This is a genomic window from Mesorhizobium sp. CA16 (assembly GCF_020165175.1).
GTDB lineage: Bacteria > Pseudomonadota > Alphaproteobacteria > Rhizobiales > Rhizobiaceae > Mesorhizobium.
In genome coordinates, this window is record NZ_JAIUHP010000006.1 from 125716 (window position 1) to 148824 (window position 23109).

Sequence of the window (23109 nt, forward strand, 5' to 3'; positions counted from 1 at the left end):
ACGCGCTTTAGGTCGTGCTCGGGACCAATCAATCGGTCACGACCACGATGTAGCGGCCCTGATAGGCGCGGTAGTAGGTACCGCCGCAGCGCCAGACGTCAAAACCGTTGACCTTGGTACGGACGCAGCCGGCGGGGAGCGTCGCGACCCAGGCTGTCGTATGCCGCAGCACGCGCCAGGTGGTGGTGCGGCGGGCAACGCCGGCTGCGCTGTGCGGCGTCCAGGGCGCGCCGATTCGTGCCTCGGCAGTACTGACCAGCGACAGGGCCGGAACGGCGCTGCCGACGATCTCGACGGCGGTGATCGCGAGGGCGAGCAACGCTGCCGCCGAACGGCATTTCCTGAGGGATTTCATAGGCATGTTGGTTTCTCCAGATGTTGGTGAGGTCTAGTGGGAGGATGCAGCGGCAAGCCGGGCCGAACCCGCCAATGCCGCCAGGTGAGCAACCACGAACAGCCAGTGCGCCGCGGTTGTGAGATAGCCGACGACGAGCACGTCGGCGGCGATGAAGAACTGCCAGAACAGAAGGTTTGCCGTTCCGAGCAGCACATGCACGGCAGCCAGCACGGCGTGCCAATTGCGGGAATAGGCGGTGCGCCAGAGCGTCACGCCGATGATCAGGGCGAGCCCATGCGCCTCGATGAAGCCGATGCCGGTGCCGGGCGCGTTGTTGAGCAGCACGGCCTCGGCGCCGCGGCCGAAGAAGGAGCCGGCGATGTCGGTGGCGAGCCCGCCGACCGATGCGAGGATCAGGAAGCCGGCGTTGAAGCGAACCAGAAGATTGCCAAAGAAGGGTGTCATGATCGTTCCTTTTCGTGTTGGATGAAGGGTCGCCACGGCGGCATCCGCCGTGGCTGTTGGAGGAAGTGCCGGTCAGGCCGCCAGCGGTTGGGGCTCGGCGGCGGCCATGGTCGGCTCGGCCGCGGCAGCGCCCTCGACCGGCGCCTTGATGCCGAACCAGGTGACGTAGAGCGTCGGCAGAAAGACCAGCGTCAGCACGGTCGCGACCAAAAGGCCGCCCATCACGGCATAGGCCATCGGCCCCCAGAACACGGTTGGCGCGATCGGGATCATGCCGAGAATGGCGGCCGCCGCCGTGAGCAAGATCGGCCGCAAGCGATGCGTGGTGGCGCTGATCACCGCCGCCCAGGGTTCCTCGCCGGCGGCGATATGCTGGTCGATCTGCGCGATCAGGATCACCGAGTTGCGGATCACCATGCCGATCAGCGACATCACACCGAGGATCGCGACGAAGCCCATCGGTGCTCCCGACAGAAGCAGCGCGCCGGCGACGCCGATGAGAGCCAGCGGAGCGGTGAGCAGCACCAGCACCAGGCGCTGGAAGCTCATCAACTGGATCATCAGCACGGTGGCCATGATGAACAGCATCAGCGGGAAGACCACGAAGATGCTGGCCTGCGCCTTGGCGCTGTCTTCGATCACGCCGCCCTGCTCGACGCTGTAGCGCGCCGGCAGCTCCGCCTTGAAGGCGGCGATCGCGCTCTCCAGCCGCCGCGTCACCGAGTTGGCGTTCTCGCCCGGCGCGACTTCTGCCTGCACGGTCACCGTCGGCAGGCGACCGCGGCGCCAGATCAGCGGCGGCTCGGTCTGGTAGCTGAGCTTCGCGACCTGTTCGAGCGGCACCCGCCGTCCGCCCGAAGCGCCGATCGTCAGACCGCGCAGCGTGTCAATGCTGGCGCGTTCACTGTCCACGGCACGTGCGACAATGTCGACGAGATAGGTGTCGTCGCGCATCTGCGTGATCTTGGAGCCGGACAGCACTGCGTTGATCGTCTCCGACAGCTGCTGCGAGGAGATGCCCAGCGCGCGCGCACGATCCTGGTCGACATCCACCTTGATCACCTTGGCCGGCTCGTTCCAGTCGTAGTTGATGTTGCGCACGGCGGCATCGCTGCCCAGCACCTGCGCGAACTGCTGCGCGAGGCTGCGCGTCTTGTCCGGGTCCGGACCGCTGACGCGGAACTTCAGCGGCCAGCCGACCGGCGGGCCGAGCTCCAGCGGCGTGACGCGGGCCATAACGTCGTCGAAGCCGGTCGACAGCTTTTTCTCCAGCCGGTCGATGACCGCCTGGCGTACGGCGTGGCCCCTGGTGACGACCACGGCCTGGGCGAAGAAGTCGTTGGCGAGCTGCGCGTCAAGCGGCAGGTAAAAGCGCACCGCGCCCTGGCCGACATAGAAGCTCCAGTGGTCGATATCTGGATCGGCGGCGAGCAGCTTCTCGACGCGCTCGACCACGGCATCCGTCGACTTGATCGAAGCAGTGCGCGGCAAGGTGAGGTCGAGCATGACCTCGGGCCGGTCGGACTTCGGGAAGAACTCCTGGCCGACGAAGCCCATCGCCACGACGGAGAGCGCGAACAGTCCGGCCGTCGCCGACAGCACCAGCCACTTCGCCCGCATCGCCATTTCGAGCAGCGCCTGGAAACCGCGGGCGATGCGAGAGGGATGATTGCTGCCACCATGACCCTTTATGCGATCGGGCAGCAGGAAGACTCCGGTCAGCGGTGTGAACAGCACCGCAACCACCCAGGATACAACGAGCGCGATCGCTACGACAGCGAACAGCGAGAAGCAGTATTCGCCGGCGCCGCTCTTGGCGAAGCCGACCGGCACGAAGCCGGCGATCGTCACCAGCGTGCCGGTGAGCATCGGGAAGGCGGTCGAGGTGTAGGCATAGGTGGCGGCCGAGATCTTGTCGTAGCCTTCCTCCATACGCGCGATCATCATCTCGACCGCGATCATCGCATCGTCGACCAGCAGGCCGAGCGCGATGATCAGCGCGCCGAGCGAGATGCGCTGCAGCGAGATGCCGAAATACTCCATGGTGACGAAGGTGATCGCCAGAACCAGTGGGATGGCGACCGCCACGACGACGCCGGGACGCCAGCCGAGCGCCAGCAGCGAGACGGCGAGCACGATGGCGATCGCCTCGCCGAGGCTTTTGGTGAACTCGCCGACGGATTCTTCCACCACATGCGACTGGTCGGCGACCAGGCCGAGTTCGGCGCCGAGCGGCAGCTCGCCCTCCATTTCATGCATCTTCTCCTTGACCGTCTCGCCCAGCGCCAGCGCGTCGCCGCCCGAAGTCATCGAGATGGCGATGCCGACCGCCGGCTTGCCGTTGAAGCGGAACATCGGCTGCGGCGGGTCGGCATAGGCGTGCTTGACCTCGGCGACGTCGCCCAGCCGGAAGTAATGGCCGTTGGCATAGAAGTTGATCGCCTTGAGGCTTTCCTCGGAGGTGAAGCTGCCCGAGACGCGGATGGCGATGCGCTCGGGGCCGGCATCGACCGTGCCGCTCGGGGTCAGCGCGTTCTGCGCCTGCAGCGCCTGCGACAGCGTGCCGACATCGAGGCCGAGCGCCGCCACCTTCTGCGTCGAGAATTCGAGATAGATCTTCTCGTCCTGCTGGCCGATGAGGTCGACCTTGGCGACATCTTTCACCGTCAGCAGCCCGGCCCGCAGGCTGGTGGCGAGATCCTTCAACTCGCGATGGCTGAGGCTGTCGGAGGTGAGCGCATAGATCAGCGAATACGTGTCGCCGAACTCGTCGTTAAAGAACGGGCCCTGCACGCCTGACGGCAGCGTCGGCTTGATGTCGTCGAGCTTCTTGCGCACCTGATACCAGAGCGGCTGCACCTGGTCGGCGGCCACCGTGTCCTTGAGATTGACGAAGACGACGGATTCGCCGGGTTTCGTGTAGCTCTTGACGTAGTCGAGGTCCGGCAGTTCCTCGAGCTTCTTCTCGATGCGGTCGGTGATCTGCTCCACTGTGTCGCTGGTGCCGGCGCCCGGCCACATCGTCTTCACCACCATGGTTTTGATGGTGAAGGGCGGGTCCTCCTCGCGGCCGAGGCCGCCATAGGCGTAGAGGCCGGCAAGTGCGGCCGCGATCATCAGATAGACGATGAAGCTGCGGTGGCGCAGCGCCCATTCGGAAAGATTGAAGCTGGTCATGATGCGGTTCCTTTTCAGGGCGCGCGCAAGCGCGCTCCGCCGGCGCTTGCCGGCTGGCCAAAACAAATGACGGTTTGGGTTCAGTCAGCGCCCGCCGCTCGGCGGGCGCCGTCGCAATTCAGGCCAGGCTGTGCATGGTGCCCGGCACACGGTAGGGCGCGCGTTCGGCGGCCCTCGGTCGGATGGCGAGGCCGGCGAGATAGCGCTGGAAAACGGCGGCTTCCTGAACCGGCGAGGCGAGCGCGACATGGCCGTCCGGCCTCACCAGATAGGCTGCGTCGCGCTGTAGCCCGGCTTTCCCGGCTGCGTCGGTCCAAGCGAAGGCATGCACTGCAATTCCTGTCGGTGCGAGCATCGCCCGGAAATCGCAATTGACCTCGCCATAAACATGGATCTGCCAGTCGAGCGACCGCAGCGGCTCGAAATTGTCGCCGCCCGCGCCCATGATGTTGCAAGCGACATAAGGCAGGCGATCGCCGCCGCTGACCTTGCCCGCCACCCCCGAGCTGATCGGCCCGGCGCGATACTGGATCGCCGCCTGCGAGATCACGCCGAAGAAGGCGCGCGAGCCGATCGAGGTGTGCAGGGCGATGTTCAGGATCTTCGGCATCAGGTAGCGCCGGAACAGGCCGACGAGCCGCGAGCGGCTGGTAATGAAACGGAAAGCGGTGTCGGTGCTCTCGATCAGCTTGTGCGCGAAGGCAATGCGTTCCGGTTCGTAACTGTTGAGCAGGCGCGCATCGGCCCGGCCCTGTACGACCGCCGCGAGCTTCCAGGCGAGATTCACCGCATCGCCCATGCCGGTGTTCATGCCCTGGCCGCCGGCCGGGCTGTGGATGTGGCCGGCATCGCCGGCGAGGAAGACGCGGCCGACGCGGAAGCGCTCGGCGACCCGGTGATGGACGCGGTAGGTCGAGAACCAGTTGACTTCGTCGACCTTGACGCCGGTGTCGCGCTCGACATCGGCGCGGATCGCCTCGAAGCTGATCGTCTCGTCGGCTTCATGCGCCTTCGGCACGATGCCAATCAGCCGGACCGAACCGGACTGGCGCACCGGCATGACGATTGCGAAGCCGTAGGTGCTGATCGTCGTGTCCATGCCGTTGCGGGTGATATCGCCGCTACCTTTCACGTCTGCGACGTAGAAGGACTGCTCGTAGGTGCCACCGGGGAAGCCGATGTCCAGCCCGTGGCGCACCGCGCTGCGGGCGCCGTCGCAGCCTGCGAGATAGGCGGTGCTGACGGTCTCGATCCGGCCATTCCTGCTCAGCGTGGCGATGACCGCCTCGCCCTTGTCCTGGAAAGCGACGAGCTCCGTATTGCGCTCGATCTCGACGCCGGCGCGCTCCAGATGCGTGATCAGCACGCGCTCGTGGATGTCCTGCGGCAGCGCGAAGGCGAAGGAGTAAGGGCTGATGCCGCGGCCGAAATCCGACAGCGGCAGCCTGGCGGCGACGCCGGCCGGCGTGTGCACGGTAAGCCGCTCGAGCTTCACGCCTGCCGCCAGCACGTCGTCGACGATGCCGATCTGGCGGTGGAACTCCAGCGTGCGCGCCTGGACGGCCAGCGCCCGCGAGGTTTCGCCGGGAGCGGCGGCCTTGTCGAAGATGCGCACTGGCACGCCGAGCCTGGTCAGCCACAGCGCGAGCGTCAACCCTGTCGGGCCGGCACCGGCGATGAGGACCTTTGCCTTGGACATGGTCATTTTCCTTCTCCCTCGATGATACGAACTTTTTCGTGCTCCCGCAGCCGGTTCACGCCGGCGGTGACGACCATATCGCCCTTGGCGAGCCCGTTGCTGACCACCACGCGGTCGGTCTCATAGCGGGCGACCGTGATGGGCTTGAGTTCGACAGCGGACGAAGAGGTGACAACCCAGACTGCCGGCTTGCCGTCCTTGTCGAAGAGCGCGCTGCCCGGCAGCACCATGACCGGCGCGCCACCACCCATCTCGGCGCGGCCGGCGACGCTTGCGCCGAAACGCATCTCGTCGGGTGCATTGTCGATCGAGACCTTCACCTGGAAAGTGCGGGTCGCGGCATCGGCCATCGGCGCGATCTCGCGGATGGTGCCGACGGCCGTGATCGCCGGATTGCTGAGTAGAGAAACGGTCACCTGCGGCGGCCGCTTGGTGTCGGGAGCGTTGGCGAAGGCGGCTTCCGCGATCGAGAACACGGCGTCGCGGCTGTCCGGATCGGCGACGCGCACCACCATCTGTCCGACATTGACTGACTGGCCGGCTTCGGCGCCGGCGGCGGTGACGATGCCGTCGAATTCCGCATGCAGCTCGGTATAGCCGAGCTGGTCCTTGGCCATATCGGAGGCAATGGTCGCCGATTTGAGCTTGGCTTGCGCCGAGCGCAGGTTCTTCAGCGTCGCGTCATAATTGGCCCGCGTCGTAAAACCCTTGGCGAGCAGCGCGCCGATGCGCGCCTCGGCGGCATTTGCCTCGACAAGTACGGCCCGCGCCGCCGCGACATCGGCCTCGGCGCTGGCGAGCCGGTTGCGACAGTCCTGATCGTCGATGCGGGCGAGCACGTCGCCCTTCTTCACCATCGCGCCGATCTCGGCGATGCGTTCGATGAGCTTGCCGGATAAACGAAAGCCGAGGTCGCTTTCGAGCCTCGGACGGATCTCGCCGACGGCGGTGCGGGTGTCCGCGCCGAGCATCGGGGCGACCGCTATCGCCTTGACGAGCTTCGTCTCAGGCGTCGCGGGCTTGACGCTCGAGGCCTCGCCTTTGGCGCCATGCCAGACCATTGCGGCGCCGCAGGCAAGAACGGCGATCGAGGTCGCGATGAGGCGGCGCCTCAGCGGCTTGTTGCGGAAGAGTGCGGCAATCATGTTGTCTCCATGCCCAATGTTGCGGTCGCGCAGGGAGGATGCGGCGACCGGGAAATATATGTCGGCTGGAGAAGGGATCGGGCGTTGTGGCCTGTCTTTCGCCAGCCCGATCTTCTTGCGGTTTCCGGCCCGGGAAATCCCGAACGGTTTCTGAAAATTTTCCGATGTTTGTCCGAGAGACAGGCTCGAAAGGATTGACGTCGGCGCTCCAAATGTATGGCGCCCTTCGATCGGCATCATCACGAGCGCGCTCGGCGCCTTCTTCGTCGTCACCATGCTGATGCGCAACCGGCCATGATCTCTTGGCCTTGGGATGGGCCTACCGGCACCGACCCCTGCACGTTCATCGATCGCTAACCGTAAGGGAGCTTGCCTTGCTGCAACGTCGATTTGCTGGCTTCTGGAACAAAGCGGCCCCTTGAATAGTAAGCACGCTTATTATATATGTCGCTCATGGTTTCCGACGGCATCGACAGATTAGGATTTTTGATCCACGACGTGCAGCGCCTGATACGCAAGCGTTTCGAGGCGCGCGCCAGTGGGTTGGGTCTTTCCTCGGCGCAATGGCGCCTGCTCGTGCGCGTTGCCAAGGAGGCGGGCGTCGCGCAGGCGCGGCTTGCCGAGCTCCTCGAAATCGAGCCGATCAGCGTTTCGCGCCTGGTCGACCGCATGGAGGAGGGCGGCTGGATCGAGCGCCGCCAGGACGCGACCGACCGGCGCGTGCGCATGATCTTTCCGACCGAGAAGGCGAACGCGGCCTATGCCGACGTCAAGAGCCTTGCCGGCGAGGTCTATGAGGAATCGCTGACCGGCGTGTCGGCGGAAGAACGCCGCGTCCTGATCCGAGTGCTGGACGCCATCGTGCAGAATTTGACGGACGCCGAGACGTCCCTGGAAAAGATGAAGAATACGGAAGGGGCAGCAGCATGAACGCGGCAGCCAAGATAGAAGACGACAACGTCACCAAGCTTGCGCCGGCCCAGCCGGTCGCGGAAGCGCCGGCCCAGCCGGCGGCCGCTCCGGTTGCGGCGGCTGCCGAGCCGCGGCTCGCTCCGGCGCCGAAGAAGAAGCGCCGCCCCGGGCGCTTCCTGTTGATGGTCGCCCTGCCGCTGGCCCTGCTTGCCGGCGGCGCGTATGTCTGGATCACGGGCGGCCGCTATCAGGAAACCGAGAACGCCAACCTGCAGCAGGCCAGGATTTCGGTCGCCTCCGACACGGCCGGCCGTATCGTGCAGGTCGGCATAGCCGACAACCAGCTGGTCAAGCAGGGCGACCTTCTCTTCGTCATCGACCCCGAGCCTTACAAGATTGCGCTCGCCCAGGCCGATGCGGCGGTCGCCGCCGCGCGCCTCAATGTCGAGCAGCTGCGCGCCGCTTACAGCCAGGCGATGGCGCAGGAAAAGTCCGCCTCCAGCGAGGTCGACTATGCGCAGTCGCAATATGGCCGCGCCGCCGATCTCGCGCAGAAAGGCATCAACGCCAAGTCGTCGCTGGACGAGGCCCGCAACGACCTCGACAAGGCCAAGCAGCAGCTCGCCGTCGCACAGCAGGGCATCGTCAGCGCCAAGGCAGCGCTCGGTGGCAATCCGGATATCGAGACCGACAAGCATCCGACCGTGATGGCGGCGCTCGCTGCGCGCGACAAGGCCGCCTACGATCTGGCGCAGACGACGGTCAAGGCGCCGGCGGACGGCATCGTCTACCAGGCCGCGTCGTTCAAGGTCGGCCAGTATGTCGGCGTCGGCACGCCGCTGTTCGCCTTGGTCGAGACGGGCGACACCTGGATCGACGCCAATTTCAAGGAGACCCAGCTCACCAACATGAAGCCGGGCCAGAAGGCCGAGATCGTCGTCGACACCTATCCGGGCCGCACCTTCGAGGCGACCGTGAAAGCCATCGGCGCCGGGACGGGCGCGGAGTTTTCGCTGCTGCCCGCGCAAAACGCCACCGGCAACTGGGTCAAGGTCACGCAGCGCATTCCCGTGCGCCTGGAATTGACCGACCCCGACGCCAAGATGGCGTTGCGCACCGGCATGAGCGCCACCGTCACCGTCGACACCGGTGTGGCGCGCGGCCTGCCGTCGATCTTCGGTCACGCCACGGCAGGGGAGCAGGCGCGGTAAGACAGCGAGCCCGTCGCGATCCGTCGGGCATTGAGGGGATTGGTCCGGTGGAGACGTGGCAAGGATCAGCTAGGCAAGCCGCATGGCGGCTCGTTCGAAAGCTGAGGCCCGGCCACGGACCCGTTGGTCCTCAGGTTTCCGGGCGGCAGGCATCCGCTCCAACAGAGACTTTCAGTCGATGTAACCCCCACATCGATAGTCGCGTCCCACCGCGATGAAGGTCTCTCAACGAAGGCTTGCCGCCCGGAAACCTAGAGCCGGATGATTTCGGGCCTGTTCGACCTGAAATCTGAACCCGCCTCTAAATCAAGGAGATAGAGCAGGATACTTCGGCATCATGCTCTAACGTATATGTTTTTGTTACCTGCTGGAAGTTCAGCATCATGAGCACGCCCGAACCTTTCAAGGAAGTGCCGCACCGCGGACTGATCACAGTCGCGCTGATGCTGGCGACGATCATGCAGGCGCTCGATACCACGATCGCCAACGTCGCGCTGCCGACCATGACCGGCGACCTCGGCGCCTCGCCCGACAACATCAACTGGGTGCTGACCTCCTATATCGTGGCGGCGGCGATCATGACGCCGGTTACCGGCTGGCTCGCCGACAGGCTCGGCCGCAAGGAGCTGTTCCTCACCGCCGTCGTCGGCTTCACCATCTTCTCCATGCTCTGCGGTCTTGCCTGGAGCCTCGAGACCATAGTGCTCTTCCGCCTGCTGCAGGGCGTGTTCGGCGCGGCCATCGTGCCGCTGTCGCAGACCTTCCTGCTCGACATCAACCCGAAGGAGCGCCATGGCCAGGCAATGGCGATCTGGGGCGCCGGCATCATGCTCGGGCCGATCCTGGGGCCGACGCTCGGCGGCTGGCTGACGGAAAACTTCAACTGGCGCTGGGTGTTCTTCATCAACCTGCCGGTCGGCATTCTCGCCTTCCTCGGCATGGCCGCCTACCTGCCGGTCATCGCCAAGCGCGTGCGCGGCTTCGACTTCTTCGGCTTCGCCATGCTGTCGCTCGGTGTCGGCGCGCTGCAGCTTCTGCTCGACCGCGGCGGCGAGGTCGACTGGTTCAACTCGGCCGAAATCTGGATCGAGCTCGCGCTGTCGCTCACCGGCTTCTGGGTGTTCATCATCCACACGGTGACGGCCGAGCATCCCTTCATCGATCCGAAGATATTCCTCGACCGCAATTTCGTGACCGGGCTGGGCTTCATCTTCGTCATGGGCGTACTGATACTGGCCTCGATGTCGCTGTTGCCGCCGATGCTGGCCAACATCTTCGGCTATCCGACCGTGACCATCGGCGTCGTGCTGGGTCCGCGCGGCATCGGCACGATGATTTCGATGCTGGTCGTCGGCCGCATCATGCACAGGATCGATGCCAGGATCCTCGTCGCCATCGGCTTCCTGCTCACCGCGCAGTCGCTCTACACGATGGCGAGCTTCACGCCGCAGATGGACAATTGGCTGATCATCTCCTCGGGCGTCATCCAGGGTCTCGGCATGGGCATGGTGTTCGTGCCGCTGTCGACGGTCGCCTTCGCCACGCTCGACGCGCGCTACCGCACCGACGCCACCTCGCTGTTCAGCCTGGTGCGCAATCTGGGCTCCTCCATCGGCGTATCGGTGGTCGCGGCGCTGATGGTGCGCAACACCCAGGTCAACCACACCGAGCTGTCGGCCTTCATCAATCCGTACAACCCGAATCTGTGGGCCGCTTCTCCGGCGGCCGCCGCCGGCGATCCCGTAGCACTTTCGCAGGTCGACCGCGCGGTGAATGCCCAGGCGATGATGATTTCCTATATCAACGACTTCAAGATCCTGATGGTGATGACGCTGGCCGCCATTCCTTTCGTCATTCTGCTGCGCAAGCCAAAAGCGGCACCGGCGGGCGGGGCGCCGGCCGCGCATATGGATTGATAAAGTCGCTGCTCTCAGCCGGCCGCCTTTTCAGCGGCCCAGCACCAGCGCCCAATAGCGCAAAGCCGGATCGCGGCCGTCGCGCACGTAAGCCAGCCCGAAGCGGCTGAAATCCTGATCGAGCATGTTGCGGCGGTGGCCGGCCGAATGCATCCAGATGTCGAACAGCTTCTCAAGGTCGAAGCGGCCCTCGGCGATGTTTTCGGCCGCAGCACCCCGCACGCCATTGTCCTTCATGCGCGAGGCGAAATCCTTGCCCCAGCCAGTGGTGTGGCTCATGCGCTCGCGCGAGGCCATATAGCCGGCCTGCTGCAGCGCCGCCTGTTCGAGCTGCGCGTCCGGCGTCAGCGTCGGCAGACCGGCGGAGCTGCGGATACTGGCCAACGTCGCTGTCGCGGACGAAGAGACGCCGGCGCCTTCGCCGGTCGGCACGGAGACGGTGCTGCAGGCGGCTATGCCGGCAAGCGCCACTAGGCCGGCGGCCGCGAGCAACGTGCGGCGGTTGAAATCGGGGGAGGTGGTGATCGAGTTGGTCATGCGGCCTCTGATACCGGCGATCGTGGCTTTTGCCGGGCAGGGCGATGAAAATCGCATGAAGCGCGACATTCCCCGGAAGATCGGTTATCATCCCGGCGTTCTTGAAAGTGGCAGCCACGGGCGGCCACCCAGGCGGTGACCGCCCCCGGTATAAAACGGAGGACGGTTATGGCTGGTTTTCATGTCATGGCGGACGCGCGCGGGATGCATGTGCAGCCCACGGTGCGCCACATCACCACGTCGGATCTCTGGGATGCGTTGAGGCTCGGCGCCGAGGATTTCTGGGCCAAGCCGTCGCATTATGTGTTCCTGTGCCTGATCTATCCGATCGTCGGCCTGATCCTGACGCGGTGGAGCTCCGGCTCCAACGCCATCCAACTCGTCTATCCGCTGATGTCGGGCTTCGCGCTGATCGGGCCCTTCGCGGCCATTGGCCTATATGAGATCAGCCGCCGGCGCGAGCTCGGCATGAGCAGCCGCTGGCATCATGCGCTCGACGTGCGCCATTCGCCGGCGCTGCCGTCGATCGCGGTCATCGGCGTCCTGCTCTTCGCGCTGTTCCTGTTGTGGCTGTTCGCCGCGCAGTCGCTCTACACCAGCCTGTTCGGCGCCGAGCCGCCCGCTTCGGTCGGCGCCTTTTTGCGCGATGTGCTGACGACCGGCAGGGGCTGGACGTTGATCCTCGTCGGCAACGCCGTCGGTTTCGTTTTCGCCGCCGTCGTTTTGGCCACCACCGTCATTGCCTTTCCGCTGCTGCTTGACCGCGATGTCGGCGCCGTCTCGGCAATTGAAACCTCGGCCCGTGCCGTCATGGCCAATCCGCTGACGATGGCGCTTTGGGGGCTTACGGTCGCCGTGTTGCTGGTGGTCGGCTCGATCCCGCTGTTTGCCGGGCTTGCCGTCGTCATGCCGATCCTCGGCCACGCGACCTGGCATCTCTACCGCAAGGTGGTCGAGCCGGAGCAGATCCGGCCTGTACGCCGGCCGATGTAGATCTGATGGCTCGCCCTTAGGGTGCGTTGAGATTCAGGTCAGGCCGAGTCGAGAATGATGGCTGTCGAGAACCGGAGCGGAGCGTACTGGCGTACGCGAGCACCGGAAGCGCAGACAGCCGTCATTCGCAGGCCGGTCTCACCTGAATATCAATGTGCCCTAGCGCTGCGCCTCGGTCGCCATCTTCAAGGCCAGGACGGTCAGCACCGTGCCCATTATCCAGCGCTGCACGACCAGCCAGAACGGCCGTCCGGCGAGGAAATTCGCGATCGAGCCGGCCGTCACCGCAATGATGGCGTTGACGGTGAGGCTGATCGAGATCTGCGTCACGCCGAGCACCAGAAGCTGCGATAGAACATGACCGTTGGCCGGATTGATGAACTGCGGCAGCAGCGACAGGTAGAGCACGGCCACTTTCGGATTGAGCAGGTTGGTCATCAGCCCCATGACGAAGAGCTTGCGCGGCCTGTCCCTCGGCAACTCGCGGACCTGGAAGGGCGAGCGCCCGCCGGGCTTCAGCGCCTGCCAGGCGAGCCACAATAGATAGAGCGCGCCGGCGAAGCGAAGCGCGTCGTAAGCGTATGGCACGGCGAAGATGAGCGCCGTGATGCCGAAGGCTGCCGAGACCACATAAAACAGGAAGCCCAGCGCCACGCCGCCGAGCGAGATCAGCCCGGCTTTCGGCCCTTGCGACAGCGAGCGCGAGATCAGGTAGATCATGTTTGGCCCAGGCGTGAGCACCATGCCGAGGCAGATCAGCGCGAAAGTGAGATGATTGGCGGCGTCGGGCATCGGAGTCTCCAAGAGCGAAGACACTGACCACTGACGTCCGCCAACGGCAAGAGCATGATCGCCCGGGCTTTTGCGCCAGTGCTCGAAAATCGGCGAAAGCGCCGCAGCTGCTGATCTCCCCCCTTGCGGGGGAGATGTCCGGCAGGACAGAGGGGGTGCGAAGGAACGCCTACCCCTTGCCAACTGGGCCAAGGCATAGACGATGTATAGGCTGGCTGGAGAGGCCGGCGGGACAGCACCCCCCTCTGCCTTGCCAGGCATCTCCCCCGCAAAGGGGGAGATTGGCAGCTTCAGCGCCGGCCCCCCTTACCCAACCACGCGCAAATTCGACAACTCGTTGGCAATCTCCTTGAAGTTGTCGGAGAGCGTTGCGCCGGTGGCGTTCCAGAACAGCTTGGCCGGTTTGCTGGGATCGGTCGGATCCTTGCGGAAGCGGGAATCGGAAGAGCAGGCCTTCAGCGCGGCCATCGCCTTCTGGTCGCTTGAACTGATAGACGACATGTCGAGCGCCACCGTCATCACCATGATGTTGGCCGCCTTGGCATTGTCGCACAGCTTCGCCATCTGCTCGTTCATCGCCGCGGTGTAGTTGCTCGACGAATAGTTGAACTGGCCGATGGCGCTCGACGTGCCGCCGAACAGGCGGGTGACCGATGTGCCGTTATAGCCGACGCCGGTGTAGCCGTAGGCGGCATAGGTCGACTTGTTGCCGGCCGGATCGGAACTGACCGTCGAATAGGTGTTCTCGCCGTCGGTGAGCACGATGACGACCTTGTCGTTGCCGCGCTCGGATTCCGGACGGCCTTCGGTGAAGGGTTCGGCGCTCGAAACCGTGCGCCAGCCCCAGGCCATGCCTTCGGGCACATTGGTGTTGCCGTTGGGCTGCATCAGGTCGATCGCCGCCTTGATGGCGGCAAGCCCATCTGTTTGGGTGACATCGGTGAGCGGCGTGATCGGTGTGGTGGTGCAGCTGTAATTCGGCCCGGCGCCCGAGCTCAATACCGGAGCATTGATCGGCCGTGGCATGAAGTATTTGGCCATATTGGACTGCCTGGTCTTGCCGGTGGTGCTCGACGGATCGTCGTTCCACCAGCTGTTGGCGGCGCCATAGGTCACCGGCCTCGGTTCGTCAGGATCCTGTGTGACATACCAATGGTTGCCGGGCTCGTCGGGCGCGAACATCGGCACGAACATGGTCGCCGGATCGCCGACGCCGATGCCCGTGTTGTTGGGCCCGCCGGAGGCCGGCGTGTCGTTGACATTGTAGGGATAGGGCCGCACTTCCACGCAACCCTGCCAACTGGCGAACGGGCCATAGGTGTCGTTGTAATCATATTCGTTGTGGCTGCGCTCGCAGGTATGGTTGTCGCGATATTCGTCGCAGACGACGCGCTTGCTGCCGGCGATGCGTTCGTGGCTGGTGACGACCTTCATATCCCGATAGAGCTCGAAACGGGTCAGTATCTGCCCTTCCTCCGAGCCCCAACCGGTACCTTTTTTATACCAAATGCCGTTGATTTTCTGAGCGTATTTGGCGGGAGCGTTCAGCGTCGACCAATCGAAATTCTCGTTGGCGATCGGCGACAGCCCGTAGGTGTCCATCCAGGAGGCGTTGTCGTTGTTCGGCCCGACATTGACCGACGCCGCGAACGGCACGAGGCTGAACTGGACCGGCTTGTCGATCTGCTTGATCTGCGCCGCCTGCTGCCCCAGCGTGTCGACGAGCTGCTTGGCCGCCTGCTTGAGCAGGTCGATGCGCTTTTGTCCCGTGCCTGTGCCCGGTGTTGTCATGGAGCCCGAATTGTCGAGCACCATCGCCACTTCCAGCGTGTTCTTCAGCCGCACCTGGGAGTCCATGGCGAGGTTGATCGACTTGTTCGCATCGACAGTGGATGCGCCGACGAGCAGCGAGGAGGACGGGTAGAAGTAAGGGTGGTAGTTCAGCGTCGCGCTCATCGTGAGCAGACCGCCGCCGGCCTGGCTGGTGGGCAGCGTGATGTTGAGCGAGATGTCGGCGGGGTCGATGTTGTTCAGATTGGCGTTGAAGAAGTCGACCGCATAGGCTCTGATCTGGTCGTCCGTGGCGCCTTCGGCAAGCCGCCGCGCCGCGGCGAAATTGGCGGCATCGAGCGCGTTGAGCACCATCTGCTTCTGGCGGTTGAGCTCGCTGAAATCGACGGCCATCGCCACTGCTCCCATCAGCGGTACCATGGCGATTGCGGTCATGAGCGCATAGTTGCCGCGGCGGTCACGGCAGAATTGATGCCAGAATTTGCGCATTTTTCTCGAGCGGCCCCCCGCCGGCGGATTCTCTGTCGGGCCACATTTCCACAAAACGCTGAAGGACCGGTTTGGCAAACCGCTCGATTGCTTAACGGCGGCTTCACCAGCCGCTAACCAAATCATTTCCGATGGTGCGCCGCACGATGGAAACGCCCGCCTGGAGGGCGGGCGTCGTCGATCGATTGTCGTGCCGATTAGCTGACGATGCGCAGATTCGACAATTCGTTGCCGATTTCCCGGAAGTCTTTCGAGAGCGAGTCGCCGGTCGAATTCCAGAACAGTTTCTTCGGCGTCTTGCCGGTCGGGTCGTCTGGATCCTTGGCATAGCGCGAATCCGACGAGCAGGTCTTCAGCGCTGCCATCTGCGCCGCCTCGGCCGTGTTGGCGGAATCGAGGTCGAGCGCGATGGTCATGACGGTGATGTTGGCCGCCTTGGCGTTGTCGCACAGCGTTGCCAGATGCTCGCTCATCGCCTTGGTGTAGTTCGCTTCCGTGTATGTCGTCCTATCAAAGTTTGCATCGGTGTTCATGTACATGCGGGTGGTGCTGGTGCCGTTGTAGCCGACGCCCGTGTAGCCATACGCGGAATAGCTCGACCTGTTCAGGGGATAGTCGTTGGCGCGGAAAAAACCCGGTGTGTAATAGGTGTTGGCTCCGTCGGTGAGGACGATCACGACCTTATCGTTGCCCTTTTCCGTTTCGGGTCGGCCCCCGGTAAAGGGAGCTGTGCTGGACAGGGTTCTCCAGCCCCAGGCCATGCCTTCGGTTACATTGGTAGCGCCGACTGCGACCATGGCGTCGATGGCGTTTTTGACAGTGGTCAAGCCGGTTGCGTTCGAGACGTCCGTGAGCGGGGTGATCGCCGTTGTGGTGCAGCTATAGTTCGGTCCGCCGTCGATTGGCGCAGGCAAGGGAGCTTTGTTAAGCGGGGCCGGGGCGAAGTACTTCGTCATGTTCTTCTGCCTGGCCAATTGTGCGGCCTGGCCGGTGGAGGTGGTCGCATCCTTGTCATCCCACCAGCTGTTGATCATGCCGAAGGTTTTGACGTAACCGTTTGAAAGCGTCCACTGGTTGCCAGGCTCATCCGGTGCGAACATCGGCACGAACATCGTGGCCGGTGTTGCCGACGTGGCGGGGGCATCGTTGATGTTGTAGGGATAAGGTCGCGCCTCGACACACCCTCCCCAACTCGCGACTTTGCCATAGGTCATTGTCGCGTTAGCCATGCAGTTGCCGCTCAAATCCTTTGGACTGCATGCGGTAACGCGCGTCATCTGATCGAACACTGAAAAGCGCGTTAGCGGCAGGTCTTGCTGTGTCCCCCATTGCGAACCGCGCGCATACCAAACGCCGCCAACCTGCTCCGCCCACCTGTTGGCATTGAGTGCCTTGGTCATTGTAGCCCAGTTGAAATTCTCATGCTGGATGGGTGAAATACCAGACGGATCAAGCCATGCCGCGCCCTGGTAGGCGGGGCCGACATTAACCGAAGCGGCGAACGGCACGAGGCTAAACTGCACTGGATTGGCGATCTGCCTCATCATCTGCGCCTGGCCGGCGAGTTGGTCGACCAGTTGTTTGGAAGCCGCTTTCAGCAGGTCGAATCTCACCTTGTTTGTGTTTTTGCCTAGCTCCGTCATCGAACCGGAATTATCGAGCACCAGCGACACTTCCAGCGTGTTCTTGAGGCGGATTTCAGATCTGGCCGAGAAGTTGACGTTCGTCTCACCCGGCGTTCCGCCAAGCAATGCGACCGCGGCCGGCAGGAAGTAGGGCTGGTACTTCAAGGCCGCCTCGAGCACCAGCGTGCCGCCGCCCGCATTGTTGTTGGGCAAGGTGACCGTCAGCGTGGTGTTCGCCGGAAGGACGTGCCTCAGATTGGCCTCGAAAAATGTCTTGGCATAGGCTTTGGCCTCGGCGTCGGTGGCGCCGGCGACGATCTGCTGTGCCGTCGCGATGCCGGCGGCGTCCAGCGCGTTCAGCGTCTCCTGCCGCTCCCTTATGAGCTCGGTATAGTCGACCGCAAGCGCCACTCCGCCCATCAGCGGTATCATGGTGACGGCCGTCATCAAGGCATAGTTGCCTCGTCTGTCGCGTAGGAATTTGCGGATCAATGCCCTTAGCCCCCGCCAGGATCCTATAGTTTCTCGTTTAGCATGATCCATGAATCGTTAAATTTTAGCTCCCTCGGAAGCGTCAAGACCGCACGGTCATTTGACAGGGCATTAACCCTGTGCACCGACGCGCCGTCGGAGGCCGATGCCGGAAAGCTGGTGACAGGATGAAGCGCTTCGGTTATGCGGGATCGGCCGTGGCGTCCTCTGAACTGAAGAATGGCTGTCGCGGTCTTGTCAGGATCGAAATCAGGGACACGGCATGGCGGATTCGCCTGACATCATCGCTTCGCTCGACGATCTTGCGGGGCGCTACGCCGCCATACTGTGCGACGTATGGGGCGTCGTGCACAATGGCGAATGGCACTTTCCGGCCGCTGCCGCGGCGCTTGCAAGGGCGCGCGCGGCCAATGTGCCTGTCGTGCTCATCACCAATTCGCCGCGTCGCAGCGCCGACGTCGTCGCCCAGATGAAGGTGATCGGCGTGCCTGCCGACGCCTTTGACCACGTCGTCACTTCGGGCGACGTGACCCGCGACCTGATCGCTGAAGGACCGAGGAAGATCTTTCACATCGGTCCCGAGCGCGATTTCACCCTTTATGATGGGCTCGACGTCGATCTCGTCGAGGAATTCGAGGCCTCCGGCATCGTCTGCACCGGCCTCTATGACGACGAGGTCGAGAAGCCCGCCGACTATGCGGAAATGCTACAGCGGCTGCGTGCCCGCAATCTGCCGTTCATTTGCGCCAATCCGGATATCCTGGTGGAGCGCGGCGAGCGCACCATCTGGTGCGCCGGCGCGCTCGCGCGAGATTACGCGCAGCTGGGTGGCCGTACGTTGATTGCCGGCAAGCCCTTCGCGCCGATCTATGATGTCGCCATGAAGGAGGTCGCCGGCCTTCTTGGCCGCGCCGTCGAGCGCAGCGAGGTTCTCGCCATCGGCGACGGGATGATGACCGACGTCAAGGGCGCGGCCGACAACGGCTTTGACGTGCTCTATGTCTCGGGCGGCATCCACGCTCGCGACTATGGCGATCCGCTCCGCCCCGATCCTGAAAGGCTGGCCGGCTTCCTTGAAAAGCACGGCTACCGGCCGGTCGCCGTCATTGCGCGTCTGCAATAGGTTGGTGGTCTGGCCATGACGGGCGCCTCGACATGAATCAAGCCTTCCAACGTCTTTCGGCGGTTGCGCCGCTGCCCGCGCATCTGCGCGGCGGCGTCGTGGCGATCGGTAATTTCGACGGTGTCCATCGCGGCCATCAGTCCGTCCTGGAGCGCGCGCTGAGCGAAGCAACCCGCAATGGCGTGCCCGCTTTGGTGCTCACCTTCGAGCCGCACCCGCGCAAGGTGTTCCGGCCACAGGTGCCGCTCTTCGTGTTGACGCCGCCGCCGATGAAGGCGCGGCTGCTCGCCGGGCTTGGCTTTGCCGCTTTGGTCGAGCAGCCCTTCACGCGCGATTTTGCCTCGCTCTCGCCCGAGGCTTTCGTGACCGATGTGCTGGAGAAGAACCTCGGCATCCGCCACGCCGTCACCGGTTTCGACTTCCATTTCGGTAAGGACCGCCAGGGCGGGCCGGCCTTTCTGATGGCGGCCGGCGAACGGCACGGCTTCGGCGTGACGCTGGTCGACGCCTTCCGCGATGAAGGCGCGGAGGTGGTTTCGTCGAGCCGCATCCGGGACCTGCTCGCCGAAGGCAAGGTGGAGGAGGCCGCCGGCCTGCTCGGCTACCGTTTCACCGTCGAGACCGAGGTGATCGGCGGCCAGCGGCTTGGCCGCACCCTTGGCTTCCCGACCGCCAATATGCGGCTTTCGCCGGAAGCGGCCATGAAGGAAGGGATTTATGCCGTCCGCTTCCGTCGCGCCGACGGCGCGCTTCATGACGGGGTCGCCAGCTTCGGCCGGCGTCCCACTGTCGACGACAATGGCGCGCCGCTGCTCGAAACCTACGTCTTCGATTTTTCCGGCGATCTCTATGGCGAGACCTGCCGGGTGTCGTTCTTCGGCTTCCTGCGCCCGGAGCTCAAATTCGATGGTCTCGACGCGCTGGTGGCGCAGATGAAACAAGACGAGGCCGAGGCGAGAGCGCTGCTCAAGGGCGTGCGCCCGCTTTCGCAACTGGACGCCGAAATCGCGTTCTAGGCTGCGTTGATATTCAGGTGATGCCGGCCTCCGAACGACGGTTTCCTATGCTTCCGGTGCTCACGTACGAGAAGTACGCTCCGCTCCGGTTCTCGGAAACCGCCGTTCTCGGCTCGGCCTGACCTGAATCTCAACACACCCTGGATCGCCGCTTGCGGCCTACCGCTTCAGCGCCAGCCCGATGGCGATGAAGCTCCATCCCTGGAACACCAGGTCGATCGCCAGGAAGATGCCAAGCACCCAAAGACTGTTCACCGGCCAGCCCATGGCGATCATCAGGCCGAGCAGAATGGTGATGATGCCAGCGGCCAGCAGCCATCCCCAGCCTTGCTGCGGCCGATGATGGAAGGCCACCCAGGACCGCAAAAGCCCCGAAGCGACGAGCGCGATGGCCAATAGCAGCGTCAGCACCGCCGAGGCAAGCAACGGGTTGTCGAAGGCGAAGAAGCCGGCAACGGCGTAGAGCAGGCCGCTCAGCAGCCAGTAGAAGAAACGTCCCCAGGTCTTGACCCCGAAGGCGTGGATGATCTCGATGACACCTGCCATCAGCATCAGCCAGCCGACGACATAGACGGAAGCGACGGTGGCGATGAACAGATTGCCGAAAGCGATGCCGCCGAAGATCAGCAGCAACACGCCGAGCGCCACAAACCATCCCCATTTGTCCCGCGTCTGGCCGATCGCGTCTTTCAGAGCATCGCCTTGCAAGGTCATGATCTTTTCCCTCCGATGTCGCCGCGCCGCTTGCGGGTGAAAGGAAGGTAGTCCCGATGAACTTGAGCGTCCAGCGAGCAGCGCGGCGCGTGCGAAGCGCCGCCTTCGTCAGGCCGCCATTTGCCGACGAACCGACTTGGCCGGCGTCGGCCGGATGACCGCGATCGGCGGGCGTGCAGAGATCGTCAACCTGGCGGCGGCTGGATTTCGTCCGGGAAGGGCGCCAGCGTCGCCTCCAGCGTCTCCCGGCCGGCCTGCCCCCAGCTTCGCGCCACGAAATCTATGGCCTTCGCTTCGTACGGAGCACGGGCCGCGGGCGAAGTGATCCACTCCCGCATCGCGTTTTCCCATGCTTCGACGTCGAGCGGATCAAGGCAGAGTCCCGACGAACCGACCACTTCGGCAATGGCTCCGCCCGTCGAGGCGATCAGCGCCTTGCCGTAGGCCAGCGCCTCGACGGGCGGCAGCCCATATCCCTCATAGAGCGACGGGTACACGCAGAACGCGCTGTTGCGGTAAAGAAGGGACAGCGTACCGTCATCGACGTTGTCGAGATGAACGAGGCTCTTGCCGTAGGCAGGGTGGCCGTGAAGCTTGGCCAGGATGCCATCGACCATCCAGCCGCTGCGGCCGACGAAAACCAGCTTCATGCCGCTACGCGCGACTGTTCCGTCCAGGACGAGGCGCGTCCAGACATCCATGAGCAGCGAATGGTTCTTGCGCGGTTCGATGGTGGAAACGAAGACGACGTAGCGATCCGTCTCGAGCCCATCCGGCAGGCGGCCGTCCGCCTTCGATTTGCGGGCACTGTCGCAGCCGAGAGGGACATGCTCCAGCTGCGGCAGGTGGATGCCGCGCTTGGCGGCGTATTCCACGACATCGGTGGTGACGCGCCTCGAAGTCAGGATGAAACGGTCTGCCAGCCTCATCGCCAGATCCACATAATCCGTGAATCTCTTGACGTCGTGCGGCTTGTACCATTCGGGAAACTGGATCGGAATGATGTCGTTCAACAGCACGATCAGCTTTGCGCCGGCCAAGCGCGCCTCACGCGAAATGACCTCGATATCGGTGTGCGCCCAGTCGTTGTTCATCAAGAGCAGATGGTCGCCGGGCGAAAGGTCGTATTTGTTGCCGGCCACGGTCCTGAGCGGGACGATCCGGGCGCGTGAACCGCCCACGCCAGCGACTTGCCGCCGCTCGGTTTCCTTCATCAGCCGGTTTTCGATCCGCTCGAGGAAACGAAGCAAAGGGCTGCCGGGATTGCGTCGGCCGAACGCGCCGATTTCCATTATCAGGATCCGGCGCGGTCTGATGATCGCCATCAGCGACCGCCGGGCCCAGTTCGGCCAGCGATCGTAAAAACGTATCTTGAAGCGGGCAGGGTCTGGGTAAAAGCTCATGTCGCACGAAATGTTGCCGGCGATGATCTCCGCCGCCATGGTCGGCGAAACCTGTCTAAGCACCCGCTCGATCGGGTCGAACACCGTGAATGCCACCTCGGAGGCCTTGAATGCGGCCGCCGCGGCTGCGTAGTGGCGTTGCACGCGGACCAGGCCGACCGGGGGGCCGAGCCAGCGCATCATGCTGGAGAGATCGACGACAAGCCGCATCAGCTGGGCCGAATTCTTGCAGGGCGCGCGATCATCCTGCGCCAGGCCAGTCGAGGTCCCAGCGCAAGCGTCCTGAAGGAAGGGGCGCCGACAGCCGCCAGGAACAGCAGCTTGCAAGTGACGGCCATGGGTATGCCCGCGGTTCGCAACAGCAACTCGATGTCGCGTCTTTCCAGGCTGGAGATGCCGGCTCCTGTGGCGGCGCGCGATGCCAGAAAGCTCGCGATGGCCTGGGCGGGTTGGCCGTTGGCGTCGAACGGCTCGGCGCGATTGCGACGCAGCAGCGCCGACTGCCTGGCCAAGGCCGCTGCCGCCTTCTGCTGGTCCTGCTTCATGCGCGATACCTGTCCCGGATGCGATCTCAGCTTCACGAGCCGCGCATCCATGTTGGCCAGTTTTCCGGTCTCGGAAAGCCGCAGCCAAAGATCGTAGTCCTCGGCATAGGTGAACGCCCGACGGTACCCTCCCGCGCGCCGGACGGCCTCGGTCCGGAACATCACCGTCGGATGAAGCATCGGATTGTACCTGGCAAGCGCGTCCCGCAACTGGTCGTTGCCGGCCGGAACGTCTATCGGCCCCAACGGGTTTCCGTCCCGGTCGATCTGCAATCCCGCCGTGCCGAGCAACTGCAAATCGGCGTCGGCCTGGAAACACGCCACCTGCAGGCGCAACCTGTCGGATAGCGAGATATCGTCGCAATCCATGCGCGCGGCAAGAGGGGCCCGCGCGAGCGAAATCCCCATGTTCAGCGCATCGACGATCCCCTTCCCGTGGTTGGCGACAACTTTGACGCGGCCATCACGGTTGCCGATCGATGTCGCGATCGCGGCGCTGTCGTCGCAAGATCCGTCGTCGACAACGATGATTTCGATATCCGCCAGATCCTGGTCCAGGATGCTTTGCAGGGCCTCGCCGACATATTGCGCGCCGTCTCGCACCGGAATGATGACGCTTACTGTCGGCAATGGAACTTTCCTTGCGATGATTGGTCGCGACCGAATGGCCGTTGAATTCTCGGATGTCGGCAGCCTGGCTTCAAAATTCCAATTCCAAAGTTTCCTC

Annotated in this window: 18 protein-coding genes; 6 read left to right on the forward strand and 12 right to left on the reverse strand. The window is 64.0% G+C overall.

The features are described 5' to 3' along the window. Positions 1-28 precede the first annotated feature (28 nt). The 5 genes from LB525_RS11485 to LB525_RS11505 all read right to left on the reverse strand — a co-directional run bounded on the left by LB525_RS11485 (position 29) and on the right by LB525_RS11505 (position 6823). Positions 29-361 carry a hypothetical protein gene (locus LB525_RS11485; RefSeq protein WP_224529338.1) on the reverse strand — a complete coding sequence of 111 codons (333 nt, stop codon included), beginning with the start codon at positions 359-361 and terminating at the stop codon, positions 29-31. A gap of 27 nt (positions 362-388) precedes the next feature. Next, complete coding sequence (locus LB525_RS11490; RefSeq protein ID WP_224544698.1) at positions 389-802, reverse strand: hypothetical protein; 414 nt, start codon at positions 800-802, stop codon at positions 389-391. 72 nt (positions 803-874) lie between these two features. Further along, the gene (locus LB525_RS11495; RefSeq protein ID WP_263492754.1) at positions 875-3979 is read right to left on the reverse strand and encodes an efflux RND transporter permease subunit; all 3105 of its coding nucleotides are present in this window, start codon (positions 3977-3979) and stop codon (positions 875-877) included. Positions 3980-4097: 118 nt separating this feature from the next. Beyond that, positions 4098-5684: an FAD-dependent monooxygenase gene (locus LB525_RS11500; protein ID WP_224544699.1), complete on the reverse strand. Its 1587-nt coding sequence runs from the start codon at positions 5682-5684 to the stop codon at positions 4098-4100. Next, positions 5681-6823 carry an efflux RND transporter periplasmic adaptor subunit gene (locus LB525_RS11505; protein ID WP_224544700.1) on the reverse strand — a complete coding sequence of 381 codons (1143 nt, stop codon included), beginning with the start codon at positions 6821-6823 and terminating at the stop codon, positions 5681-5683. The genes LB525_RS11500 and LB525_RS11505 overlap by 4 nt, the downstream gene beginning before the upstream one ends. A 453-nt stretch (positions 6824-7276) precedes the next feature. Here LB525_RS11505 and LB525_RS11510 point away from each other — a divergent pair, with 453 nt between their 5' ends. From LB525_RS11510 to LB525_RS11520, 3 genes are all read left to right on the forward strand, one after another. Further along, complete coding sequence (locus LB525_RS11510) at positions 7277-7753, forward strand: MarR family winged helix-turn-helix transcriptional regulator (protein ID WP_224544800.1); 477 nt, start codon at positions 7277-7279, stop codon at positions 7751-7753. Next, positions 7750-8946: an HlyD family secretion protein gene (locus LB525_RS11515; RefSeq protein WP_095767876.1), complete on the forward strand. Its 1197-nt coding sequence runs from the start codon at positions 7750-7752 to the stop codon at positions 8944-8946. Before LB525_RS11510 ends, LB525_RS11515 begins: the two co-directional genes overlap by 4 nt. A 383-nt stretch (positions 8947-9329) precedes the next feature. Beyond that, entirely contained in the window at positions 9330-10862 is a 1533-nt protein-coding gene (locus tag LB525_RS11520) for a DHA2 family efflux MFS transporter permease subunit (protein WP_224544701.1), read from the forward strand. A 30-nt stretch (positions 10863-10892) separates the two neighbouring features. On the opposite strand, the gene LB525_RS11525 is transcribed toward LB525_RS11520, so the two are convergent. Further along, complete coding sequence (locus LB525_RS11525) at positions 10893-11399, reverse strand: CAP domain-containing protein (RefSeq protein ID WP_224544702.1); 507 nt, start codon at positions 11397-11399, stop codon at positions 10893-10895. A 168-nt stretch (positions 11400-11567) separates the two neighbouring features. Between LB525_RS11525 and LB525_RS11530 the strand changes: the two genes are divergently transcribed. Further along, a complete protein-coding gene (locus LB525_RS11530) occupies positions 11568-12392 on the forward strand; it encodes a DUF2189 domain-containing protein (protein WP_095767874.1) in 825 nt (274 codons plus the stop codon). 159 nt (positions 12393-12551) lie between these two features. On the opposite strand, the gene LB525_RS11535 is transcribed toward LB525_RS11530, so the two are convergent. The 3 genes from LB525_RS11535 to LB525_RS11545 all read right to left on the reverse strand — a co-directional run bounded on the left by LB525_RS11535 (position 12552) and on the right by LB525_RS11545 (position 17632). Continuing rightward, positions 12552-13184 carry a LysE family translocator gene (locus tag LB525_RS11535; protein ID WP_224544703.1) on the reverse strand — a complete coding sequence of 211 codons (633 nt, stop codon included), beginning with the start codon at positions 13182-13184 and terminating at the stop codon, positions 12552-12554. Between the two features lie 306 nt (positions 13185-13490). Continuing rightward, positions 13491-15464, reverse strand: a complete 1974-nt coding sequence (locus LB525_RS11540; RefSeq protein WP_224544704.1) for a TadE/TadG family type IV pilus assembly protein — start codon at positions 15462-15464, stop codon at positions 13491-13493. Positions 15465-15661: 197 nt separating this feature from the next. Then, positions 15662-17632: a pilus assembly protein TadG-related protein gene (locus LB525_RS11545; RefSeq protein WP_224544705.1), complete on the reverse strand. Its 1971-nt coding sequence runs from the start codon at positions 17630-17632 to the stop codon at positions 15662-15664. Positions 17633-17843: 211 nt separating this feature from the next. Here LB525_RS11545 and LB525_RS11550 point away from each other — a divergent pair, with 211 nt between their 5' ends. Both LB525_RS11550 and LB525_RS11555 read left to right on the forward strand, forming a co-directional pair. Further along, positions 17844-18704: a TIGR01459 family HAD-type hydrolase gene (locus LB525_RS11550; RefSeq protein WP_224544706.1), complete on the forward strand. Its 861-nt coding sequence runs from the start codon at positions 17844-17846 to the stop codon at positions 18702-18704. 32 nt (positions 18705-18736) lie between these two features. Continuing rightward, entirely contained in the window at positions 18737-19720 is a 984-nt protein-coding gene (locus LB525_RS11555; RefSeq protein ID WP_224544707.1) for a bifunctional riboflavin kinase/FAD synthetase, read from the forward strand. Between the two features lie 159 nt (positions 19721-19879). On the opposite strand, the gene LB525_RS11560 is transcribed toward LB525_RS11555, so the two are convergent. From LB525_RS11560 to LB525_RS11570, 3 genes are all read right to left on the reverse strand, one after another. After that, a complete protein-coding gene (locus tag LB525_RS11560) occupies positions 19880-20434 on the reverse strand; it encodes an HdeD family acid-resistance protein (RefSeq protein WP_224544708.1) in 555 nt (184 codons plus the stop codon). A gap of 185 nt (positions 20435-20619) precedes the next feature. After that, positions 20620-22047: a glycosyltransferase family 4 protein gene (locus LB525_RS11565; RefSeq protein WP_224544709.1), complete on the reverse strand. Its 1428-nt coding sequence runs from the start codon at positions 22045-22047 to the stop codon at positions 20620-20622. Continuing rightward, positions 22047-23012 (reverse strand): glycosyltransferase, encoded by a 966-nt coding sequence (locus tag LB525_RS11570; RefSeq protein ID WP_224544710.1) that lies wholly within the window; start codon positions 23010-23012, stop codon positions 22047-22049. Before LB525_RS11570 ends, LB525_RS11565 begins: the two co-directional genes overlap by 1 nt. Positions 23013-23109: the final 97 nt, after the last annotated feature.

Coding starts and splice junctions, on each gene's coding strand:
- LB525_RS11485 (WP_224529338.1), bottom strand. CDS start 361: ATGCCTATGAAATCCCTCAGGAAATGCCGTTCGGCGGCAGCGTTGCTC.
- LB525_RS11490 (WP_224544698.1), bottom strand. CDS start 802: ATGACACCCTTCTTTGGCAATCTTCTGGTTCGCTTCAACGCCGGCTTC.
- LB525_RS11495 (WP_263492754.1), bottom strand. CDS start 3,979: ATGACCAGCTTCAATCTTTCCGAATGGGCGCTGCGCCACCGCAGCTTC.
- LB525_RS11500 (WP_224544699.1), bottom strand. CDS start 5,684: ATGACCATGTCCAAGGCAAAGGTCCTCATCGCCGGTGCCGGCCCGACA.
- LB525_RS11505 (WP_224544700.1), bottom strand. CDS start 6,823: ATGATTGCCGCACTCTTCCGCAACAAGCCGCTGAGGCGCCGCCTCATC.
- LB525_RS11510 (WP_224544800.1), top strand. CDS start 7,277: ATGGTTTCCGACGGCATCGACAGATTAGGATTTTTGATCCACGACGTG.
- LB525_RS11515 (WP_095767876.1), top strand. CDS start 7,750: ATGAACGCGGCAGCCAAGATAGAAGACGACAACGTCACCAAGCTTGCG.
- LB525_RS11520 (WP_224544701.1), top strand. CDS start 9,330: ATGAGCACGCCCGAACCTTTCAAGGAAGTGCCGCACCGCGGACTGATC.
- LB525_RS11525 (WP_224544702.1), bottom strand. CDS start 11,399: ATGACCAACTCGATCACCACCTCCCCCGATTTCAACCGCCGCACGTTG.
- LB525_RS11530 (WP_095767874.1), top strand. CDS start 11,568: ATGGCTGGTTTTCATGTCATGGCGGACGCGCGCGGGATGCATGTGCAG.
- LB525_RS11535 (WP_224544703.1), bottom strand. CDS start 13,184: ATGCCCGACGCCGCCAATCATCTCACTTTCGCGCTGATCTGCCTCGGC.
- LB525_RS11540 (WP_224544704.1), bottom strand. CDS start 15,464: ATGCGCAAATTCTGGCATCAATTCTGCCGTGACCGCCGCGGCAACTAT.
- LB525_RS11545 (WP_224544705.1), bottom strand. CDS start 17,632: ATGGATCATGCTAAACGAGAAACTATAGGATCCTGGCGGGGGCTAAGG.
- LB525_RS11550 (WP_224544706.1), top strand. CDS start 17,844: ATGGCGGATTCGCCTGACATCATCGCTTCGCTCGACGATCTTGCGGGG.
- LB525_RS11555 (WP_224544707.1), top strand. CDS start 18,737: ATGAATCAAGCCTTCCAACGTCTTTCGGCGGTTGCGCCGCTGCCCGCG.
- LB525_RS11560 (WP_224544708.1), bottom strand. CDS start 20,434: ATGACCTTGCAAGGCGATGCTCTGAAAGACGCGATCGGCCAGACGCGG.
- LB525_RS11565 (WP_224544709.1), bottom strand. CDS start 22,047: ATGCGGCTTGTCGTCGATCTCTCCAGCATGATGCGCTGGCTCGGCCCC.